Raw genomic sequence first — 18,680 nt, 5'->3', positions numbered from 1 at the left:
ATCACCACTAAAAAGAATAAGTCTTTGTTTCAAAAGTCGACTCGTGGTATTCCACTTCAGGATTATTACGATCTTTCCTGTCAGGAAGAGCATTCTTCAGGGTCATGTCGATCTCAGGACGATGCGACACTTCCACTTTCCGGACAAAATGCAGACTGTTCAATTTTTCGGCCGTGGTTTGCGCCTCTTCTTGGTCGACATACAACAGGACATACTTCATTCTGTTGGAAACATAATGGATATAACCGTATCTCTTTAAATTTTTGATTTGTCTCAAGGTATAGACCCAGACGACGATGCCTTGCCTTTTGGTCACTTCTAAGCTCATATGTTTACCCCCTACTGGAAATATGTATCTGGCAAGCTGCAGGCATGTTAGAATCCCCTGATTGAAAAAATGGGTCTCCTGCAGAAACCAATATATCTGGTGAAACGGCATGCGCCAACCGCTCGGAAACTTTATCCAAAAGCAATTGCAATTCGCGTTCCGCTGTCCGAAAGCGATAGACTGATTCATCCAAGTCCATGATTCGTTTGGCTTGGTAAACGCGCTGTTTTATTTCAGCATAATCCGGCGCAAAATCAGGATAGGCTTCTACCCTCTCGTATGCTTCTTTCGCTTCATTGAATGCCTTAATCTTGGCGTTAGCCGCTTTATTTTGTGAAAGAAGTCGCCTTGCTTCCTTATAAGATGCCATAGTTTCTCCGCTGCAGATTGTTTCCACCAGCTGGAGTACTTGGTCTTCCAACGCGAAGTATTCTTCATTGATTATCATCTGATTCTCCTGCCTCGTGTATGTTGATGACGTCTACTTTGTAGTATAGCTCGAAAATGCAGCCGACTCAACCGTTATTTAGGGTTCGATAGGCTGTTCGCTCAATAGGATCAACTGATAGTGCTCATTGCTTGTGACGGCGTAACGAGTCAGATAGTCGTCGAAAATCACATTATCCACTTGTAGAGCCTTCAGGAAAAGCGCGGGAACACTGTAACAGTCATCATCAAAAACAAAGGCCGTTCGTCTATCCGGGACAACATCTACTAATTTTCTTTCGATGCGTTGATCCGATAAAGTGAAGGCTGCCGTAAAATCATTGATGTCTGTTTCACTCGGCATAAGCTCGTTTGCAGCGATAATCAACTCTTCGGATTCCTCGAACATCGTCAGTCCCCTGCGCTCCCGCAATATGCCCAATATACTTTTGATTTGAAGGATATTTTCCAAATCCGCAGCCATGTTTCGCTCCCAGTCATCATGCTCGACTTCGTATGCCTTTTCCGAAACGACAGAATAATATTCCAAATCCAACAATGCCTCATTCGAAAGGAAATACATCCCATAAACTGTCTTCGTCACATCATCAAACAGCAAAATAACAAAGCTGTCGTTCTCGAACTGAATCAACGGCGTACTTTCTTTTTGTTGCTTCGATAGAGCTAACTCATAAGGCGTATCACCGACAGTAAGATGAAAATCTCTTGCCAGATAACCCTCATCGAGTACATTATCCTGGGTCATACCGATTGTGTACATACCCGTTTCGATTTTGCTTCCCAAAATATACAGGGAGCGGATGACATCCTCCTTGACACCAATCTGGATATAGTCCGCAGCATTTGTCCCGAATACCCACCATTCACTGTCATCATAGGCTCTTCCAATGCGATTCGGCTGCCCGTGCTTCGCTGTGTAGGCTGTAATAGATTGACCGATGTAGGATTCATAGCCGGTAACCGGCAAAGGATACCCTTCATTTTCATCAATGGCCGTTTGCTCGTTCCTCGCGATGCTTGAAGTTGGCGCAATACGTTCATCATTGTCCAAATAAAGAGGGAGTGCATAAGCTATGAATATAAATACAATGAACAATGACACTACTTTGATGGAAAATTTCACGCCTACCCCTCCTTGTGAATTCTGATTGTTGAATATGGTAAAGAATACCATGGTACCTACTATTATACTCTATTTTTGTCAGATACAAAAAGCATTCCGGACGTTTATCCACCGGGGCAACCACTCAAATAAAAAGAGCCGAAAATCGGCTCTTTTTATTGTTTATTTTGGTTGTTTGGAAATCTGATCATTGATGTACATATTGTTGACCAGTCCAATCGAAACGGCCGATACCAACAAGCTGGATCCGCCATAACTGACGAACGGAAAAGTGACTCCAGTCAACGGCATCAAGCCGGTCGCACCACCGACATTGATGACTCCCTGTATCAGGAACATCGTACCGATCCCGGTACAGACCAGTTGGGCAAAAGGATCTTTGATTTTGATCGCATTCTTAAAAATGCGATAGACCATATAGAAAAACAGCACCAAAACGAACGCAACTCCCACCAAGCCTAGCTCTTCCCCTACAATGGACAAGATGAAATCGGTGTGTGGTTCCGGCAGATAGCCCGATTTCTGGATGCTTTCACCGATGCCTACACCGAAAAGGCCCCCCCTACTCAAAGCGTAGTAAGAATTCACTACTTGATAACCGGAATCCTGTATGTCGGCAAAAGGATCGATGAATGATGTGATCCTTTCTATCTGATAGGAATGGAAGAAAGGGATGCTGCTTCCGAATGTCCTCACCACGACGATGATCAGTCCGTATATCGCTCCGATAGCCCCGAAAGTCATGATGCCATATTTGACTTTGATGCCGCAGTGGAGGAACATGACCAGACAGATAAAGGCGATGATGGCAGCACCACCAAGATCGGGCTGCAGGAACACCATCATCACTGCTGCCGCCGTTATCAGGAGCGGTTTCTTCATCGTATCGTAAAAAACAGCATTGATGCGGGATTGGTGTTTGGAAATGAACCAGGACAGATAAAGAATCAGATTCAATTTCATGAATTCCGCAGGTTGGAACCCGATTGTCCCGAAGTAAATCCAGCCGCGCGCGCCTTTTGTTGCGGTACCCGGCCATAAAAGCAAGTAAGCCAATATGGCGAAAAGAACTCTCAAACCATAACGCAAAGTTTTCTCATTTTTGAATATTCGCTTGGACAGAAAGGAAGCAATCAGCGCACCCAGCAAACCCAATGAAGCAAAAATGATTTGCTTATAAAAAAAATATTCCGAATTGTTGTAATCAGTCATGGCTCGATAACTGCTGGAACTGTAAACCATCAGAATCCCGAAACCCGACAGGATGATGTATGGAATCAGCAGGCGCCAATCCATACAGGAGAATTTTTTCTTGATTGCATTTTTAATCATATGGACAACTAAACCCCTTTGTCGGCGGAATCGTTTTTCGATTGATCAAAATAATTCGTGTACATGGCGTTCAAGGAAGCCTCCAAGTCACTCAATATCTTGTGTCCATCTTCCTTCGAGATGATCTCCAATTTTACGGCGTAATCAACTTCACGTGAGAATCCGTACATTTGCGTATCCACCACATCCTCAAAGGCCGGACAGTTCGCAAAACAAAGGTGTTCTTTTTGGCTATTGATTAATTTGTAGATCTTTTCAGCGTCTTGCATCAAGATTTCCAAAGCAGTTGTTTTATTGATGCTATCCATTTTAATTCCTCCCATCAAAAGTTAATGCATTCTATCATGAACTCCCCCGCAGCTCTTGCGGTCGATACAAAAAACATATGGTCATTCAAGTATATTATACCAAACAAATAGGCTGTCGCCTACAACCAGTCGATTCCGGCTGATAAAAGAGAAAAAGGTCCGTGGCAACCATTGCCACGAAACCTTTTTTCAGCATATAGGAATTTATAAATTTTTTCAACTCAGAAGTGCATCACCGTAGGTGTTTCACAAGATTGCAACATGTTTCATGCATCTAAAATGATGTCCAGCTTCACGGGTTAGCCCTTCGGAAATTAGATAAATCTGTCCTATTGCGCTCTTCGATGCTCAGTAGGACAGATTTCCTAAATTTCTTTCAGGGCTGAACGAACCCGTTCAGCTTTTCTTAGAAATTGTTATAGGTTTATTCTGCTTTTTTCTTGCGTTTAGCAGCTTTTTCACGCTCATTTTTATCCAGAATTTGTTTACGCAGTCGCACACTTTCAGGTGTTACTTCGCAATACTCATCTTCTCCCATGAACTCAAGCGATTCTTCAAGCGTCAATGTACGCGGACGTTTGATTACGTTAGTAGAATCTTTATTTGCGGAACGGATATTCGTCATTTGCTTCGCTCTTGTGATATTTACAGCGATATCGTTATCACGAGCGTTTTCGCCGACAATCATACCTTCGTAAATATCCACACCAGGCTCGATGAAGATCGTTCCGCGATCCTCAACGCCCATGATGCCGTAGGTTGTTGTTTTGCCTGTTTCAGTAGAAACAAGTGCGCCTTTGCTGCGTCCGCCGATTTTTCCTGGCAACTCTGGCAAATACGCTTCGAACGTATGCGCCATGATACCATATCCGCGAGTGATGGATAAGAATTCAGTAGAGTAACCGATCAGTCCACGTGAAGGAACAAGGAAAATGATACGGACTTGGCCGTTGCCGCTGTTTTGCATATCTTGCATTTCAGCTTTGCGTTGGCTGATCGTTTCGATTACGGAACCCATATATTCTTCAGGGGTGTCAATTTGAACACGCTCAAAAGGCTCGCATCTTACGCCATCAACCTCTCTGATGATAACTTCTGGACGGGATACTTGTAATTCGTAGCCTTCACGACGCATATTTTCGATCAGGATGGACAAATGCAATTCGCCACGTCCGGAAACGACCCAAGCATCGGGAGAGTCGGTTGGATCAACACGCAAGGATACATCAGTGTGCAATTGTTTCATCAAACGCTCTTCAATCTTACGGGAAGTAACCCATTTACCTTCACGGCCTGCGAAAGGAGAGTTGTTTGTCAAGAAAGTCATTTGCAATGTAGGTTCGTCGATATGCAGAACCGGCAAAGCTTCGCGATGGTCGACAGGAGTCACCGTTTCACCGACGAAGATGTCTTCCATACCGGAAATGGCAATCAAATCGCCCGCTTTTGCTTCTTCGATTTCGACGCGATCCAGACCGAAGTAACCGAACAATTTTGATACACGAAAATTCTTGAATGATCCGTCCAATTTAAGTAAGGATACTTGATCTCCAACTTTGATTGTGCCACGGAATACGCGTCCGATACCGATACGGCCAACAAAGTCACTGTAATCAAGTAAAGCTACTTGGAATTGTAACGGTTCAGCTGAATTGTCAACTGGAGCTGGTATGTGTTCAATGATCGCATTGAACACGTTGTCCATTGTATCTTCTTGATCAGCTGGATCGTCTGACATGCTTGATGTACCATTCATCGCAGAAGCGTAAACAACCGGGAATTCCAATTGTTCATCATCCGCGCCTAATTCGATGAATAGTTCCAGGACTTCATCCACAACTTCGGCTGGTCTAGCAGTCGGTTTGTCAATTTTGTTTACTACAACGATTGGAATAAGTTTTTGCTCTAAAGCTTTTTTTAGTACGAAACGTGTTTGTGGCATTGTTCCTTCATAAGCATCCACAACAAGCACTACGCCATCAACCATACGCATGATACGTTCTACTTCACCACCGAAGTCCGCGTGTCCTGGTGTGTCCATGATGTTGACACGTGTGCCTTTATATTGTACCGCAGTATTTTTTGCTAAGATTGTGATACCACGTTCTTTCTCAATATCGTTGGAATCCATTGCGCGTTCCATGAGCTCAGTTCTAGCGTTCAATGTATCCGATTGTTTCAACAATTCATCTACTAATGTTGTTTTACCATGGTCAACGTGGGCGATGATTGCAACATTACGAATATCTTTTCTAAATTCCATTTGTTGTTTTCCTCCAAAATTTTACTTGTTTTTCACTGCTGTTTGATATGCCAACCGCTACTGCCATTATATAGTCGATCACAATTCTGAATTTGAACTTCCCATCAGCTTTCATTTGCGGAATAGGTGAAAACCCGCTGAAAACTCATGAAGACAACTATCAACTTGTCCAGTCTATCACCTCCAGAACCATTTGGAAAGAAAAAAGTTCAATGTAACGGCTTTCTTAAAAAAGTTTTTCTTCCGGCTGCCACTGCACCATGGATGTCTTTAGGCGGCAAGGATTCTAGAAGCTGTCTCGTTTCTGGAATTGTCCGCAAAAAGAGGCATAATCCGGAGTGATTATGCCTCTGCTTTTCCGAAGGGTTCCTACATGTTTTCGATGACCAGTTCCGCGAATCGGGAGCAGCTGACTTTTTGGGCAGCTTCATCCTTCATCAGGTAATAGAAATCGCGTGTGACCGTTTTGTTCGCAATCGTCTTCTCGATGCCACGGGTGATCAAGTCGCTGACTTCATTCCAGCCGATGTAATCGAACAACATAGCGCCTGATAGCAACACCGATGAAGGGTTCAATTCATCCAAACCAGCATATTCCGGCGCGGTACCGTGAGTCGCTTCAAAGATGGCATGGCCTGTGTTCTGATTGATGTTCGCTCCTGGCGCAATCCCGATTCCGCCGACTTGAGCAGCCAATGCATCGGAAATGTAGTCACCGTTCAGGTTCAAGGTCGCGATGACATCATAGTTCTCAGGGTTCATCAAAATCTCCTGCAGGAAGATGTCCGCGATCCGGTCTTTGATGATCAACTTACCTGCCGCAACCGCATCTTCGTAAGCTTGATCAGCTGCCGCTCTGCCGTCCGCAGCTTTTACGGCGTCATATTGGGCCCAAGTGAAGACTTTATCGCCAAATTCACGTTCCGCTAGAGCATAGCCCCACTTCTTGAAACCGCCCTCCGTGAATTTCATGATGTTGCCTTTGTGTACCAACGTCACCGAAGTACGGCCATTTTCCAAGGCATATTGGATGGCGCTGCGGATCAACCGTTCCGAACCTTCGATCGAAACCGGTTTGACACCGATTGCCGATGTCTCAGGGAAGCGGATTTTATCCACACCGAATTGGGTCTGCAGAATTTCGATGATCCGTTTCGCTTCTTCACTTTGTGCTTCGAACTCGATCCCTGCATAGCAATCTTCAGTATTCTCGCGGAAGATGACCATGTCAGTTTTTTCAGGGTGTTTCAAAGGGGTCGGTACGCCTTCAAAATATCGGACAGGACGCAAGCAAACGAATAGGTCCAACGTCTGGCGCAAAGCGACATTCAAGGAACGGATCCCTCCACCGATCGGTGTCGTCAGCGGTCCTTTGATGGCCACCAAATGCTCCCTGATGACATCCATGGTCTCATCGGGCAACCATGAACCGGTCAAATCAAAAGCTTTTCCGCCCGCAAGCACTTCTTTCCAGACTATTTTACGGGAATCGCCATAGGCCTTTTCAACTGCAGCCTCAAATACTTTTTTGGATGCTTGCCAAATTTCCGGACCGATTCCATCCCCTTCGATGAAAGGGATGATCGGAAAATCAGGTGTATGCAAACCTGTTTCATTCATAACAATTTTTTCGCCAACTGTCATTGCGCAGTACCTCCAATAGTTTCTTTTTCAGACAAAGGGATATAGGTCAGATTAACGGGTCCCACGTATTTTGAACGTGGACGGATCAAAGTCGCTTCACGTTTCTGCTCGAATACATGTCCTAACCACCCGGCAACACGGCTCATCGAAAACAACAGTGTGAAGAGGTCATGTTCTATCCCAAAGCAGTGATAAACTGTGGCAGAGTAGAAATCCACATTCGGAATCAAGCCTTTTTCCTGCAACAGATAGTCCTCTACTTCGCAAGAAAGATCATATAAATCTTCTTTCCCAAATTCCTGGGTCAATTCCTTTGCCATGCGTTTCAGGTGTTTCTTGCGGGGGTCTTCCGTTTTGTAGACACGGTGACCGAATCCCATGATTTTTTCTTTATTGTCCAATTTTGTTTTCAAGTAGCCAGCAACATCTCTGGTTTCGGATTCAGCGATTTCGGAAAGCATATCGAATACGCGCTCATTCGCTCCGCCGTGCAAGGGACCCTTGAGAGCTCCGATGGCACCTGTGATACACGAATAGACATCCGTCAGCGTAGAAGCTGCAACGCGTGCGGTGAAGGTTGATGCGTTAAGATCGTGATCGGCATGGAGTACCAGACAATGATTATACGCTCTGACCAAATCCGGATTCGCTTCTTCGCCTGTCAACATATACAGGAAGTTGGCTCCGAACGAAAGGTCTTCGCGAGGCGCAATCGGATCCAAACCTTTGCGTAATCGTGCGAATGCGGCGACAATCGTCGGAATTTTAGCTTGTATCGAGATTGCTTGAATATAGACAGAACGTTCATCCATATCTTCCGCATACGGATCGAATACGCCCAATAGTGAGACCGTCGTACGCAAGACACTCATCGGGTGCAGATTCTGACGGCACTGTATTTTCAGGCAAGCAATGACACTTTCAGATAAGGCCATATGCGTGTGAAGATCGTGCTGCAACTGCGCAAATTCTTCACGGCTAGGCATTCTTGAATTCCACAACAAAAAGATGATTTCCTCAAACGATGCATCTTTTTCCACTAATTCGTCGATATTATATCCTGAATAGGATAATTGTCCCTCAACAATTGCGCTTAGGGAGGTTTCTGATACGACAACATCTGCTAATCCTTTATGTACTTCCATGATTTTTCTCTCCTCTCAAAAACCTCTCTTCAGCAAATTGGATGGCTTGCTGCTTAATAAGCAAGCCCCATTTTTTTACGGATTACCATCGGCAGGATGCCTCCGTTACGGTAGTAAGTCATATCCACTTCAGAATCAAAACGGGCAATAGTCGTGAATTTGATTTCTTGACCATCTGATTTGACTGCCGTCACAGGAATTTCAGCATGGATACCGACACTATCGTTCAAATCAATCGTAATTTTTTCCGATCCGTCCAGCCCGAGGCTTTCTGCATCTTGACCCGCTTGGTATTGCAAAGGCAATATGCCCATCATGACAAGATTCGAACGGTGGATTCTTTCATAGCTCTTCGCGATGACCGCTTCGACCCCGAGCAACTTGACACCTTTGGCAGCCCAATCACGGGATGAACCCATTCCGTAATCATCACCGGCAAGGATGATCAGCCCAACACTCTCTTCGCGGTATTTTTCGGATGCATCAAAGATACTCATCTCTTCACCTGTCGGCCAGTAGATAGTGACACCGCCTTCTTTGGCAGGGACCAATTGATTGCGGATACGGATATTTGCTAACGTTCCACGCATCATTACTTCATGGTTTCCACGTCTAGCTCCGTATGAGTTGAAATCGCGGACTCCCAAACCTTTCGAAGACAAATATTGCCCCGCCGGTGTATTGACTCCGATGCTTCCTGCTGGAGAAATATGATCGGTCGTAACCGAATCACCGAATTTACCCAAAACTGCCAATTCCTTCAAGGATTCAATCGCTTTTGGTTCAGGCGATAAATTGTTGAAGAATGGCGGATTTGCAATGTAAGTCGATCCCTCTTCCCATTGGTACAAAGCATCATCATTTGTTTCGATTGCGTTCCATTCAGCATTATCATCAAAAACATGCAAATACTCTGCTTTGAATATCTCAGGTGTTACAAAATCTCGGATCATCGCTTCCACAGTATGTCTTTCCGGCCACAGATCAGCCAAGTAGACGGGTTGACCATCTTTACCGTTTCCGATCGGATCGGATTTCAGATTGATGTTCATCGTACCAGCCAGCGCATAAGCGACTACCAATGGCGGTGATGCCAAATAGTTCGCTTTGACCAAAGCATGAATCCGCCCTTCAAAGTTACGGTTTCCGCTCAGTGCGCTAGAAACCAACAAATCACTGTTTTTGATTGCTTCTTCCACTTCCGGCAAAAGCGGCCCTGAATTTCCGATACATGTCGTACAACCGTACCCGACAGTATTGAAGCCCAGTTCTTCCAGGTAAGGAAGTAAACCAGCATTATCCAAATAGGCGGTAACTACTTTGGATCCTGGAGCCAACGAAGTCTTGACGTATTTCGGCACGTTCAACCCCAACTCGACTGCTCGTTTCGCCAATAATCCGGCACTCAACATTACATATGGATTAGATGTGTTCGTGCAGCTTGTGATTGCAGCAATCGCTACGTCTCCCGTCTTCATTTTCACTTCTTCCCCATCGAGGACAAATGAAACTTCTTTTTGTGCATCCTCTTCGGATAGTCCAAATCCGGCATTGCCTTTTGGCGCAATCAATGATCTCTGGAAATCTATTTTCAATTTTGACACAGGTACCAAATCTTGTGGACGCTTCGGACCTGCAACATTGGCCTCGATTGTGCTCAAGTCTATTTCTACGACTGTAGTATATTCCGGCTCCGGATTCTCGACACGGTAGTATAAGTCGTTTGCCTTAACATATGCTTCTACTATAGAAACATGCTTTTCATCTCTGCCTGTCAGCGTTAAGTAGTTAAGCACTTCATCGTCGACCGGAAAGAAGCCGCAAGTCGCACCATATTCAGGTGCCATGTTGGCAATGGTCGCACGATCTGCCAAAGTCATGGAAGATAACCCAGGACCAAAAAACTCGACAAATTTGCCGACTACTTTCATTTCGCGCAACGTCTGAGTCACTTTCAAGGCCAGATCAGTTGCGGTTGCTGCTTCCTGCAGCGAATTGATGAAACGTACACCCACTACTTCAGGAACCGGGAAGAAGGAAGGCTCGCCAAGCATGCTGGCTTCCGCTTCTATTCCGCCGACTCCCCAACCCAATACTCCTAGAGCGTTCGCCATAGTCGTATGGGAATCCGTACCCACCAATGTATCAGGAAAAACCAAGCTTCTGTTTTCGTCTATTTCTTTTTCCGTGACGACTGACGCCAAATACTCAATATTGACTTGATGGACAATACCGGTAGCGGGCGGCACAGCCCGGTAATTGTCGAAGGCTTTTTGGGCCCAACTCAAAAATTGATAACGCTCTTGATTACGCAGGAATTCCATCTTCATGTTCGCGATCAAGGCTTGTGGTGACCCGAAGTTATCAACTTGCACAGAATGATCAATGACCAGATCAACAGGCACTTCCGGATTGATGAGCGCTGGATCTCCGCCTAAATCATGAACCGTTTTTCTTAATGAAGCCAAGTCAACGACTGCCGGTACCCCTGTGAAATCCTGAAGGATAACGCGGGATGGTTTGAAAGGTATTTCGCCTTCATTCGTTTCCGTTGCACTCCAGTTAGATAAAGTGACAACATGTTCTTCTTTGATGCCGCTTTCTCCCACTTGACGTAACAACGATTCCAGAAGAACTCGAATCGAGTAAGGCAATTTAGAAATTTTTATTTTTTCATTATTTTCTAATTTTTTTAATTTATAGTAGTCATATTGATGACCATGCAAACTAAAAGAAGCTATGGCATTTTGATTAAAATCCGACATTTTATTACCCCCGTTTATCATCTGTTTCACATACATCTCACTTAATACGAAGATTATAACCATAATTTAATCAAATGTAAATGTTTTAGCTAAAAAAAATACCGCAGACAAGCACTGACAATCGGAGAAACCTTACATAGATTTGTAAGATTTTTCATTAGAAAAATGAGAGAACCACCTTCCGCCGATACCAAAATGAGATTCGTTCTCATTAAAAAACATTAAAAAAACTCTCATATACTCATTTTTTTATCATTTTAATCATCTTTCTCACATTTATTATTTTTAGTCTCATTCTCTTTCTGAGAAAAATAATATCTTTTTTCAACATATGATAATAGAATCGCATAACCCTTGCCTTTTGATGTGAGGAATTCTAACATCTTTCGTCAATCAAAAAAAGTGAACAAAATACACTGATCTGTATCTTGTCCACTTCAATTTATACTGAATGAGGTCCAAAAATGAAGCGCCATTCATTTTGAATTTCCAGGAAAGCAAAGCTATTGGCTACAATTACCGCATTATTCTGGAGCAGATTTATTTTTTCTCCCGTAACTTGTCTATAGACCAAACCTACCTCTTCAGCTATGACCAACCCTGCCGCTATATCCCACGGTGCCAAGGAAGGCGCGATATAAGCCACTAATTTTCCAGAAGCAACCCAAGCCGTTTCCAGTCCGGCAGAGCCATTGACGCGCAACCCACTACTGTTTCTGGCGATTCTACGCGCTTCGTCCGCATCGGAAACAACCAATCGATTACTGATTGCGACCAGCCCTTCCGATAACGGTAGATCCTCCACCCGCGGCAGTCTACGATCATTGCAATAAGCCCCGTTATCGCGTATCGCAAAATAGAGCTCGTCTCTTACGACATCATAAATATAGCCTAAATGACCAACACCGTCTTTATAGATGCCGATCATGATGGCAAAATTCGCTCGCTGCTTGATGAAATTAAGTGTGCCATCAATTGGATCGATGATCCAGACAATTCCATCCAGATCCTGTATATCGTGTCCTACGCTTTCTTCTCCCAAAATACGCTCATCCGGGAAATGCGCAGTGATTTTTTCATACAGGAACACCTCGATTTCCCGATCCATGTTTGTTACCAGATCCGTTCGCGATGTTTTTTCTTTAATCTCAAGCTCCTTGTTGAACGATTCCCGCAGCAAGTCTGCAGCTTCATGTAACCAAGACTTGATCAGGCTATGCCTTCTATCGATCTGATCCATCCGGCTCCTCCCTTCTACCGCTCCTCTACCCGCGACTTATCCAGTCGTTTAACGCTCCCCTAGAAAGATTTTATTCTTTTCACTTTTCTTTATTTCCTGTAGCACTTTGTACAAAGAATAACCCGATTCTTTCTCGAACTGATTGCCGTATTTCTTTTCCTGCCCGACTGAAGGCAGCACCGTTTTGAATTCACGGTAAGCTTGCATAAAATCCTCTTTACTGATTCCACTTTCATAAGCGCGCTCGACAGCATTCCACAAGGAGATGACTTTAACAATCTCTTCTTTGGACCACTCCACTTCGAACGGATAGTCATAATGTTGCATCTTATTCCCTCCATCTATTCTTGTTTCTACTATATTATACCTGACAAAAAAAATAAAGAGAATCCGGATCCGGATTCTCTTTACCTGTTACTATTTTGGAATTAGATGTGGATCGGCATGCCCAAAGCCAATTCGGCAGCGTCCATGATTGTTTCGGATAAGGATGGATGACCGTGGATCGTCAACGCGATATCTTCTGCGTTCATTCCGGCTTCAATCGCCAACCCAAGCTCAGCAATGATTTCGCTGGCATTCACACCGACAACTTGCGCGCCGACAAGAACGTTATCTTCTTTTGTCGTAACCAAACGAACAAAGCCTTCTGTCTGGTTCAATGACAATGCGCGTCCGTTACCTGACAATGGGAATTTGGATGCTTTGACATCCATACCTTTGTCTTTTGCTTCGGCAGCAGTGAAGCCGATAGTAGCTAATTCAGGATCCGTAAAGGCAACCCCTGGCATAGCACGGTAATCAATTGCAGAGGGATGTCCCGCAATTGCTTCAGCCGCGATTTTAGCTTCGTAGCTGGCTTTATGAGCCAAAGCAGCACCAGGAACGATATCGCCGATCGCAAAAATGTGTTTTACATTTGTACGGCCTTGATTATCGACTTTGACCAAACCACGGTCAGTCATTTCAACTCCGACTACTTCAAGACCCAAGTCATCCGTATTCGGACGGCGACCGACAGTAACCATTACGTAGTCAGCTTCGATAACCTCTTCTTTACCGTTCGCTTCATATTTAACGGTTACGCTGTCTCCGTTGTCGATGGCTTCTTTAGCCATTGCCTTCGTGACGACTGTGACACCTTTTTCTTGGAATGATTTTTCAACGAATTTGACCATATCTTTTTCGAATGTCGGTAAAATTTGCGGAGAACCTTCAAGAATAGTCACTTCAGCACCTAGGTTAGCGTACGCTCCGCCCAGTTCAGTACCGATGACACCGCCACCGACGATGACTAATTTCTTAGGAACTTCAGTCAAATTCAATCCGCCAGTGGAATCGATAACGCGTCCGCCAAATTTGAAACCTTTGATTTCGATCGGACGGCTACCGGTAGCGATGATCGCATTTTTGAAAGTATATGTTTGTGCTGCATCTTCGGTGAAGACACGCAATGTTTCTCCGTCATTGAAGAATGCATTTCCACGGATGATTTCAACTTTGTTTTTCTTCAGCAAGTACTCGACACCGGAAGTCAATGTTTTGACGACTTTGTTGTCTTTCCATTCTTGCGTTTTCGAGAAGTCCAGTTTCACATTTTCAGTTGTGATGCCGAAAACAGAAGAATCCAAAGCTTCTTGATAATGATGTCCAGCAGAAATCAATGCTTTTGAAGGGATACAACCGACGTTCAAACAAACGCCTCCGATCCATTCTCTTTCGATGATTGCTACTTTTTGTCCTAATTGTGCAGCGCGGATGGCAGCTACATAGCCACCAGGTCCCGCTCCAACAACAACTGTATCTAATTCAACTGCGAAATCGCCTACTACCATTGTCTATTTTCACCCTTCCATCAATAATAATTCTGGATCAGCCAATAATCTCTTAATGTTGTTCATTGCTTTTTGAGCAGTTGCGCCGTCAACGATACGGTGGTCGAAACTCAATGAAAGTTTCATAACGCGACCGACTGCCAATTCGCCTTCTGCATTGACGATAGCTTGTTGCGCGATCGTTCCAACACCTAGGATGGCCACTTCAGGGTAGTTGATGACTGGCGTAAAGAATCCGCCGCCAACAGAACCGATATTGCTGATAGTTACAGAACCGTTTCTCATGTCTGCAGCTGCCAGTTTGCCGTCGTGGGCTTGAGCAGCCATGTTGTTGATTTCATCGGCAATTTTGAACATGCCTTTTGTATTTGCATCTTTAACGTTCGGCACGTATAGACCATTGTCTGTGTCTGTAGCGATACCGATATTGATGTAGTTCTTCAATACGATTTCTTGTGCAGCATCGTCGATTGAAGCGTTCAGGATAGGGAAGTCACGTACAGTCGCTGCCAAAGCCTTAACGACATACGGCAAGAAAGTAAGTTTTGTTCCTTGCGCTGCAGCAACATCTTTGAATTTCTTGCGGTGATCCCATAATTTGGACACTTCAACTTCATCAAACAAGGTTACGTGAGGCGCTGTATGCTTGCTGTTGACCATTGCTTTCGCAATCGCTTTTCTCATCGGAGACATCTTTTGGCGTGTTTCCGCTTCGCCCATATTGGAAGAGAATGGTTGAGCTGGTGCTGCCGTTTGTGTTGCTTGAGCAGCTGCTACAGGAGCCGCTTGGACTGCTGCTTGTGCTGAAGCTTGAGCTTGGACTGCTGGAGCTACTGCTTTTGCTGCCACTGGAGCTACTCCGCTGAAGTTATCGATATCTTCCTTCAGTACACGGCCGCCTTTTCCAGTCGGCGCAACCGAAGTGATGTCGATGCCTTTCTCGCGTGCGTATTGACGAACAGACGGCATAGCCAAGACTTGTTTGTTTGGATTTGCTGCTTCAACTACGCCTGATGAGGCTGGTGCATTTGAAGCTGCTGCAGGTGCTGCCGCTGCTTTTGGTGTTGCTGAAGCCGGACCGTTTTGGCCTGGAGCATCGATTTCAACCAATACATCACCGATGACCGCAACTGTACCTACTGGCGCTACGATGCGGACAACTTTACCTGTCACTGGAGATGGGATCTCTTCAACAGATTTGTCGTTCTGAACTTCAACCAAGGTGTCATCTTCGTTGATCATATCGCCTTCCTTGATAGGCCAAGAAACGATTTCGCCTTCCATGATACCCTCGCCTAGAGCAGGCAATTTGAATTGGAACAGTCCGCCTGTTGAAGCTGCAGGTGCTGCTGGAGTTGATGCCGCTGAAGCTGTTGCTGGTGCAGGAGCTGCAGAACCTTCATCCTCGTGACCTGGAGCGTCGATTTCCACCAATACATCTCCGATGACCGCAACCGTACCTACCGGTGTAACAATCTTCAAAACTTTCCCAGATACTGGGGATGGGATTTCTTCGACTGATTTATCATTTTGAACTTCTAATAATGTGTCATCTTCATTGATGGTGTCGCCTTCTTTGATTGACCAAGAAACGATTTCACCTTCCATGATACCTTCGCCTAGAGCAGGCAACTTGAATTTAAAAGACATTTTCTTAACTTCCCTTCATTTGTCTATTTTTGATTTCCGACGCACAAAAGCGGACAAATACAATTCTATGGGATATGGAATTGTATTTGTCCAAGCTTTCAGCTCTTAGAAATGATAAGTTTCTCTTACTTTATTCTCGATATCAGTAGCATTCGGTAACCAAATGTTTTCTGCTTGGCCGAACGGGAAGACAGTATCTGGAGCAGCTACACGTCCGATAGGAGCTTCTAACGATAACACTGCACGTTCAGAAATTTCGGACATGACCATTGCGCCTACACCAGCTTGACGCTGCGCTTCTTGGACAACTACGACACGGCCTGTTTTTTCAACTGAGGCAATGATCGTTTCGATATCAAGTGGAGCAACCGTCCGCAAATCGATTACTTCAACCGAAATGCCTTCTTTTTCAAGTGTTTCTGCAGCTTTGATAGCTTCGCGGACCATTGCGCCGTAAGTGATAACAGACACGTCAGATCCTTCTTTTGTGATGGCAGCTTTGCCGATAGGAACCGTGTACGCTTCTTCAGGAACTTCATCACGGAATGAACGGTACAATTTCATGTGCTCCAAGAAGACAACGGGATCGTTGTCACGGATAGCTGAAATCAACAAACCTTTTGCATCGTATGGGTTCGAAGGGATAACCACTTTCAAACCTGGTGATTGGGCCATCAAGCCTTCCAAGTTATCCGAGTGCAATTCAGGTGTGTGCACTCCGCCACCGAAAGGAGAGCGGAAAACGATAGGCAGATTACGCGTGCCCGCCATGCGGTAACGTGTACGTGCAGCTTGCGCTACAACTGTATCCATTACTTCAAATACAAAACCGAAGAATTGAATTTCCGCGACAGGACGGAAACCTTCTAAGGCCAGACCGAATGCCAAACCACCGATACCGGATTCAGCTAAAGGAGTATCAAACACGCGATCTTCGCCGAATTTCTCTTGAAGTCCTTGTGTCGCACGGAATACACCGCCGTTTTTACCAACGTCTTCTCCGAAGATCAGAACGTTTGGATCGTTTTCAAGTTCAATTGCAAGCGCATCAGTGATGGCTTGGATCATAGTTAATTGTGCCATGATTATTTAGTCTCCTTTGCTTCGTAGTATGCGATTTGTTCTGCTAAAGTTTGATTTGGTTCTTCGAACATGCTCTTCAAGAAGTCAGATACTTTTTGTTTAGGAGCTTGGTCAGCTTCCTTGATGGCATCTTTGATTTCTTCTTTGACTGATTCGATGACTTCATTTTCTTTTTCTTCAGACCATAGACCTTTTGCCGTCAAGAATTTGCGCATGCGGATCAATGGATCTTTTGCTTGCCAGCCTTCCAATTCGGCAGTGTCACGGTAACGTGTCGGATCGTCACCTGATAAAGTATGCGGACCGAAGCGGTAGCAGATTGTTTCGATCAAGACAGGCCCATTTCCGGCAACAGCATATTCTCTTGCTTTTTTGGTTATCGCGTAGACAGCCAAGATGTCCATCCCGTCGACTTGGATACCAGGGATTCCGGCAGCCATAGCTTTCTGCGCTAAAGTTTGAGCAGCGGTCTGCACGTGGCGAGGCGTTGAAATCGCCCATCCGTTATTTTGAATGAAGAAGATGGCAGGTGCTTTGTAGGAGCCGGCAAAGTTGATTCCTTCATAGAAATCCCCTTGCGAGCTTCCGCCGTCACCAGTATATGTGATGGCAACATTTTTCTTGTTGCGTTTCTTCAATCCCAATGCTACTCCTGCAGCTTGCACATATTGTGCGCCGATGATGATTTGCGGTGGTAAAGCTTGGATGTCGTCAGCATATTTATTGCCATCCACATGACCTCTCGACCAAAGGAAAGCTTGCGTCAATGGTAATCCATGCTTGACCAATTGAGGAACATCGCGGTAACCAGGCAACAATACATCTTCTTTTTCGATTGCTGCAATACTGCCTAGCTGGCTCGCTTCTTGGCCGGCTGTCGGCGCATAGAAACCTAATCTACCTTGACGATTCAACGCAGTTGAACGTTCATGTAAAATTCTGGACCATACCATATCTGTCATGAATTGAACCAATTGTTCATCAGAAAGATCTGGCATTAGATCAGGGTTTACAATATTCCCTTCTTCGTCCATGATTTGGACCATGCGAAAATCTGTGTTCGTGCTGCTTAGTAATGCGTCAATGTCGATTTTTGTTTGTTTTGTAGCCATGCTAACACTTTCCTCTCTATTCCCTTGATATTTCATCTCTTTGGATGAGGTTTATACAGATGATTTCAACTGTATCAATTCACAGTTGTTACATGAATAATTTACCACGCATCCGAGATATATGCAAGGTAAAAGGACAGTTTTCATTTTTTGTGCACAGAAAATCCACCACTGCTTAATTGTAAGCGTTTAGCAATTCTTTATTGTTCATTTTTTAACGAGGATAAAATCACGCTATTTTGTTTTATATTGAAACATCATTATTATGTATGTTTACAGATTGTCGCAATCAGATACAAAGATTCTGTATTATAACCAAAACAAAACTGTTGTTACACAAAACAGCAAGCATTGATGGCATGGGCTTTCAAAAGTATAACAGTCCATTCGTTACAACTACCTCTT

The 18,680-nt window shown here is 44.5% G+C and carries 15 protein-coding genes; all 15 read right to left on the bottom strand.

All coding sequences use genetic code 11. The annotated features are described in order from the left end of the window. Nucleotides 1-7: 7 nt before the first annotated feature. The gene (locus tag BMZ71_RS00150; RefSeq protein WP_086988395.1) at nt 8-328 is read right to left on the bottom strand and encodes a YlbG family protein; all 321 of its coding nucleotides are present in this window, start codon (nt 326-328) and stop codon (nt 8-10) included. Between the two features lie 4 nt (nt 329-332). After that, nucleotides 333-776, bottom strand: coding sequence for a YlbF/YmcA family competence regulator (locus BMZ71_RS00145; RefSeq protein ID WP_086988394.1), 444 nt, complete (start codon nt 774-776; stop codon nt 333-335). Nucleotides 777-854: 78 nt separating this feature from the next. Then, the gene (locus tag BMZ71_RS00140) at nt 855-1,898 is read right to left on the bottom strand and encodes a CAP-associated domain-containing protein (RefSeq protein WP_177187435.1); all 1,044 of its coding nucleotides are present in this window, start codon (nt 1,896-1,898) and stop codon (nt 855-857) included. Between the two features lie 162 nt (nt 1,899-2,060). Beyond that, nucleotides 2,061-3,230, bottom strand: coding sequence for a putative lipid II flippase FtsW (gene ftsW, locus BMZ71_RS00135; RefSeq protein ID WP_068562190.1), 1,170 nt, complete (start codon nt 3,228-3,230; stop codon nt 2,061-2,063). An 8-nt stretch (nt 3,231-3,238) separates the two neighbouring features. Next, nucleotides 3,239-3,538 (bottom strand): Fpa/YlaN family protein, encoded by a 300-nt coding sequence (locus tag BMZ71_RS00130; RefSeq protein ID WP_068562191.1) that lies wholly within the window; start codon nt 3,536-3,538, stop codon nt 3,239-3,241. Between the two features lie 424 nt (nt 3,539-3,962). Further along, entirely contained in the window at nt 3,963-5,801 is a 1,839-nt protein-coding gene (gene typA / locus BMZ71_RS00125; RefSeq protein ID WP_068562539.1) for a translational GTPase TypA, read from the bottom strand. A 369-nt stretch (nt 5,802-6,170) separates the two neighbouring features. Beyond that, nucleotides 6,171-7,445: an NADP-dependent isocitrate dehydrogenase gene (gene icd, locus BMZ71_RS00120; RefSeq protein ID WP_086988392.1), complete on the bottom strand. Its 1,275-nt coding sequence runs from the start codon at nt 7,443-7,445 to the stop codon at nt 6,171-6,173. Further along, complete coding sequence (locus tag BMZ71_RS00115; RefSeq protein ID WP_086988391.1) at nt 7,442-8,590, bottom strand: citrate/2-methylcitrate synthase; 1,149 nt, start codon at nt 8,588-8,590, stop codon at nt 7,442-7,444. The genes icd and BMZ71_RS00115 overlap by 4 nt, the downstream gene beginning before the upstream one ends. Nucleotides 8,591-8,643: 53 nt before the next feature. Next, nucleotides 8,644-11,355 (bottom strand): aconitate hydratase AcnA, encoded by a 2,712-nt coding sequence (acnA, locus tag BMZ71_RS00110; RefSeq protein ID WP_086988390.1) that lies wholly within the window; start codon nt 11,353-11,355, stop codon nt 8,644-8,646. 442 nt (nt 11,356-11,797) lie between these two features. After that, nucleotides 11,798-12,595 (bottom strand): inositol monophosphatase family protein, encoded by a 798-nt coding sequence (locus tag BMZ71_RS00105; protein ID WP_086988389.1) that lies wholly within the window; start codon nt 12,593-12,595, stop codon nt 11,798-11,800. 48 nt (nt 12,596-12,643) lie between these two features. Next, complete coding sequence (locus BMZ71_RS00100; protein ID WP_068562534.1) at nt 12,644-12,922, bottom strand: UPF0223 family protein; 279 nt, start codon at nt 12,920-12,922, stop codon at nt 12,644-12,646. 101 nt (nt 12,923-13,023) lie between these two features. Next, on the bottom strand, nt 13,024-14,430 hold the full coding sequence (gene lpdA / locus BMZ71_RS00095) for a dihydrolipoyl dehydrogenase (protein ID WP_068562533.1): 1,407 nt from the start codon (nt 14,428-14,430) through the stop codon (nt 13,024-13,026). Between the two features lie 9 nt (nt 14,431-14,439). Continuing rightward, the gene (locus BMZ71_RS00090) at nt 14,440-16,080 is read right to left on the bottom strand and encodes a 2-oxo acid dehydrogenase subunit E2 (RefSeq protein ID WP_086988388.1); all 1,641 of its coding nucleotides are present in this window, start codon (nt 16,078-16,080) and stop codon (nt 14,440-14,442) included. Nucleotides 16,081-16,185: 105 nt separating this feature from the next. Beyond that, a complete protein-coding gene (locus tag BMZ71_RS00085; protein ID WP_068562531.1) occupies nt 16,186-17,163 on the bottom strand; it encodes an alpha-ketoacid dehydrogenase subunit beta in 978 nt (325 codons plus the stop codon). Nucleotides 17,164-17,165: 2 nt separating this feature from the next. Next, nucleotides 17,166-18,275 carry a pyruvate dehydrogenase (acetyl-transferring) E1 component subunit alpha gene (gene pdhA, locus BMZ71_RS00080; protein ID WP_068562530.1) on the bottom strand — a complete coding sequence of 370 codons (1,110 nt, stop codon included), beginning with the start codon at nt 18,273-18,275 and terminating at the stop codon, nt 17,166-17,168. Nucleotides 18,276-18,680: the final 405 nt, after the last annotated feature.

It is taken from the genome of Trichococcus flocculiformis (assembly GCF_900113645.1).
Taxonomy (GTDB): domain Bacteria; phylum Bacillota; class Bacilli; order Lactobacillales; family Aerococcaceae; genus Trichococcus; species Trichococcus flocculiformis.
The sequence above is the reverse complement of the archived record's forward strand: the minus strand, read 5'-3'. Positions and strand labels throughout refer to the sequence as shown.

What these genes read in the sequence shown, in the direction of transcription:
- BMZ71_RS00150 (WP_086988395.1), bottom strand. Translation starts at nt 328, where the DNA reads ATGAGCTTAGAAGTGACCAAAAGGCAAGGCATCGTCGTCTGGGTCTAT.
- BMZ71_RS00145 (WP_086988394.1), bottom strand. Translation starts at nt 776, where the DNA reads ATGATAATCAATGAAGAATACTTCGCGTTGGAAGACCAAGTACTCCAG.
- ftsW (WP_068562190.1), bottom strand. Translation starts at nt 3,230, where the DNA reads ATGATTAAAAATGCAATCAAGAAAAAATTCTCCTGTATGGATTGGCGC.
- BMZ71_RS00130 (WP_068562191.1), bottom strand. Translation starts at nt 3,538, where the DNA reads ATGGATAGCATCAATAAAACAACTGCTTTGGAAATCTTGATGCAAGAC.
- typA (WP_068562539.1), bottom strand. Translation starts at nt 5,801, where the DNA reads ATGGAATTTAGAAAAGATATTCGTAATGTTGCAATCATCGCCCACGTT.
- icd (WP_086988392.1), bottom strand. Translation starts at nt 7,445, where the DNA reads ATGACAGTTGGCGAAAAAATTGTTATGAATGAAACAGGTTTGCATACA.
- BMZ71_RS00115 (WP_086988391.1), bottom strand. Translation starts at nt 8,590, where the DNA reads ATGGAAGTACATAAAGGATTAGCAGATGTTGTCGTATCAGAAACCTCC.
- acnA (WP_086988390.1), bottom strand. Translation starts at nt 11,355, where the DNA reads ATGTCGGATTTTAATCAAAATGCCATAGCTTCTTTTAGTTTGCATGGT.
- BMZ71_RS00105 (WP_086988389.1), bottom strand. Translation starts at nt 12,595, where the DNA reads ATGGATCAGATCGATAGAAGGCATAGCCTGATCAAGTCTTGGTTACAT.
- BMZ71_RS00100 (WP_068562534.1), bottom strand. Translation starts at nt 12,922, where the DNA reads ATGCAACATTATGACTATCCGTTCGAAGTGGAGTGGTCCAAAGAAGAG.
- lpdA (WP_068562533.1), bottom strand. Translation starts at nt 14,430, where the DNA reads ATGGTAGTAGGCGATTTCGCAGTTGAATTAGATACAGTTGTTGTTGGA.
- BMZ71_RS00090 (WP_086988388.1), bottom strand. Translation starts at nt 16,080, where the DNA reads ATGTCTTTTAAATTCAAGTTGCCTGCTCTAGGCGAAGGTATCATGGAA.
- BMZ71_RS00085 (WP_068562531.1), bottom strand. Translation starts at nt 17,163, where the DNA reads ATGGCACAATTAACTATGATCCAAGCCATCACTGATGCGCTTGCAATT.
- pdhA (WP_068562530.1), bottom strand. Translation starts at nt 18,275, where the DNA reads ATGGCTACAAAACAAACAAAAATCGACATTGACGCATTACTAAGCAGC.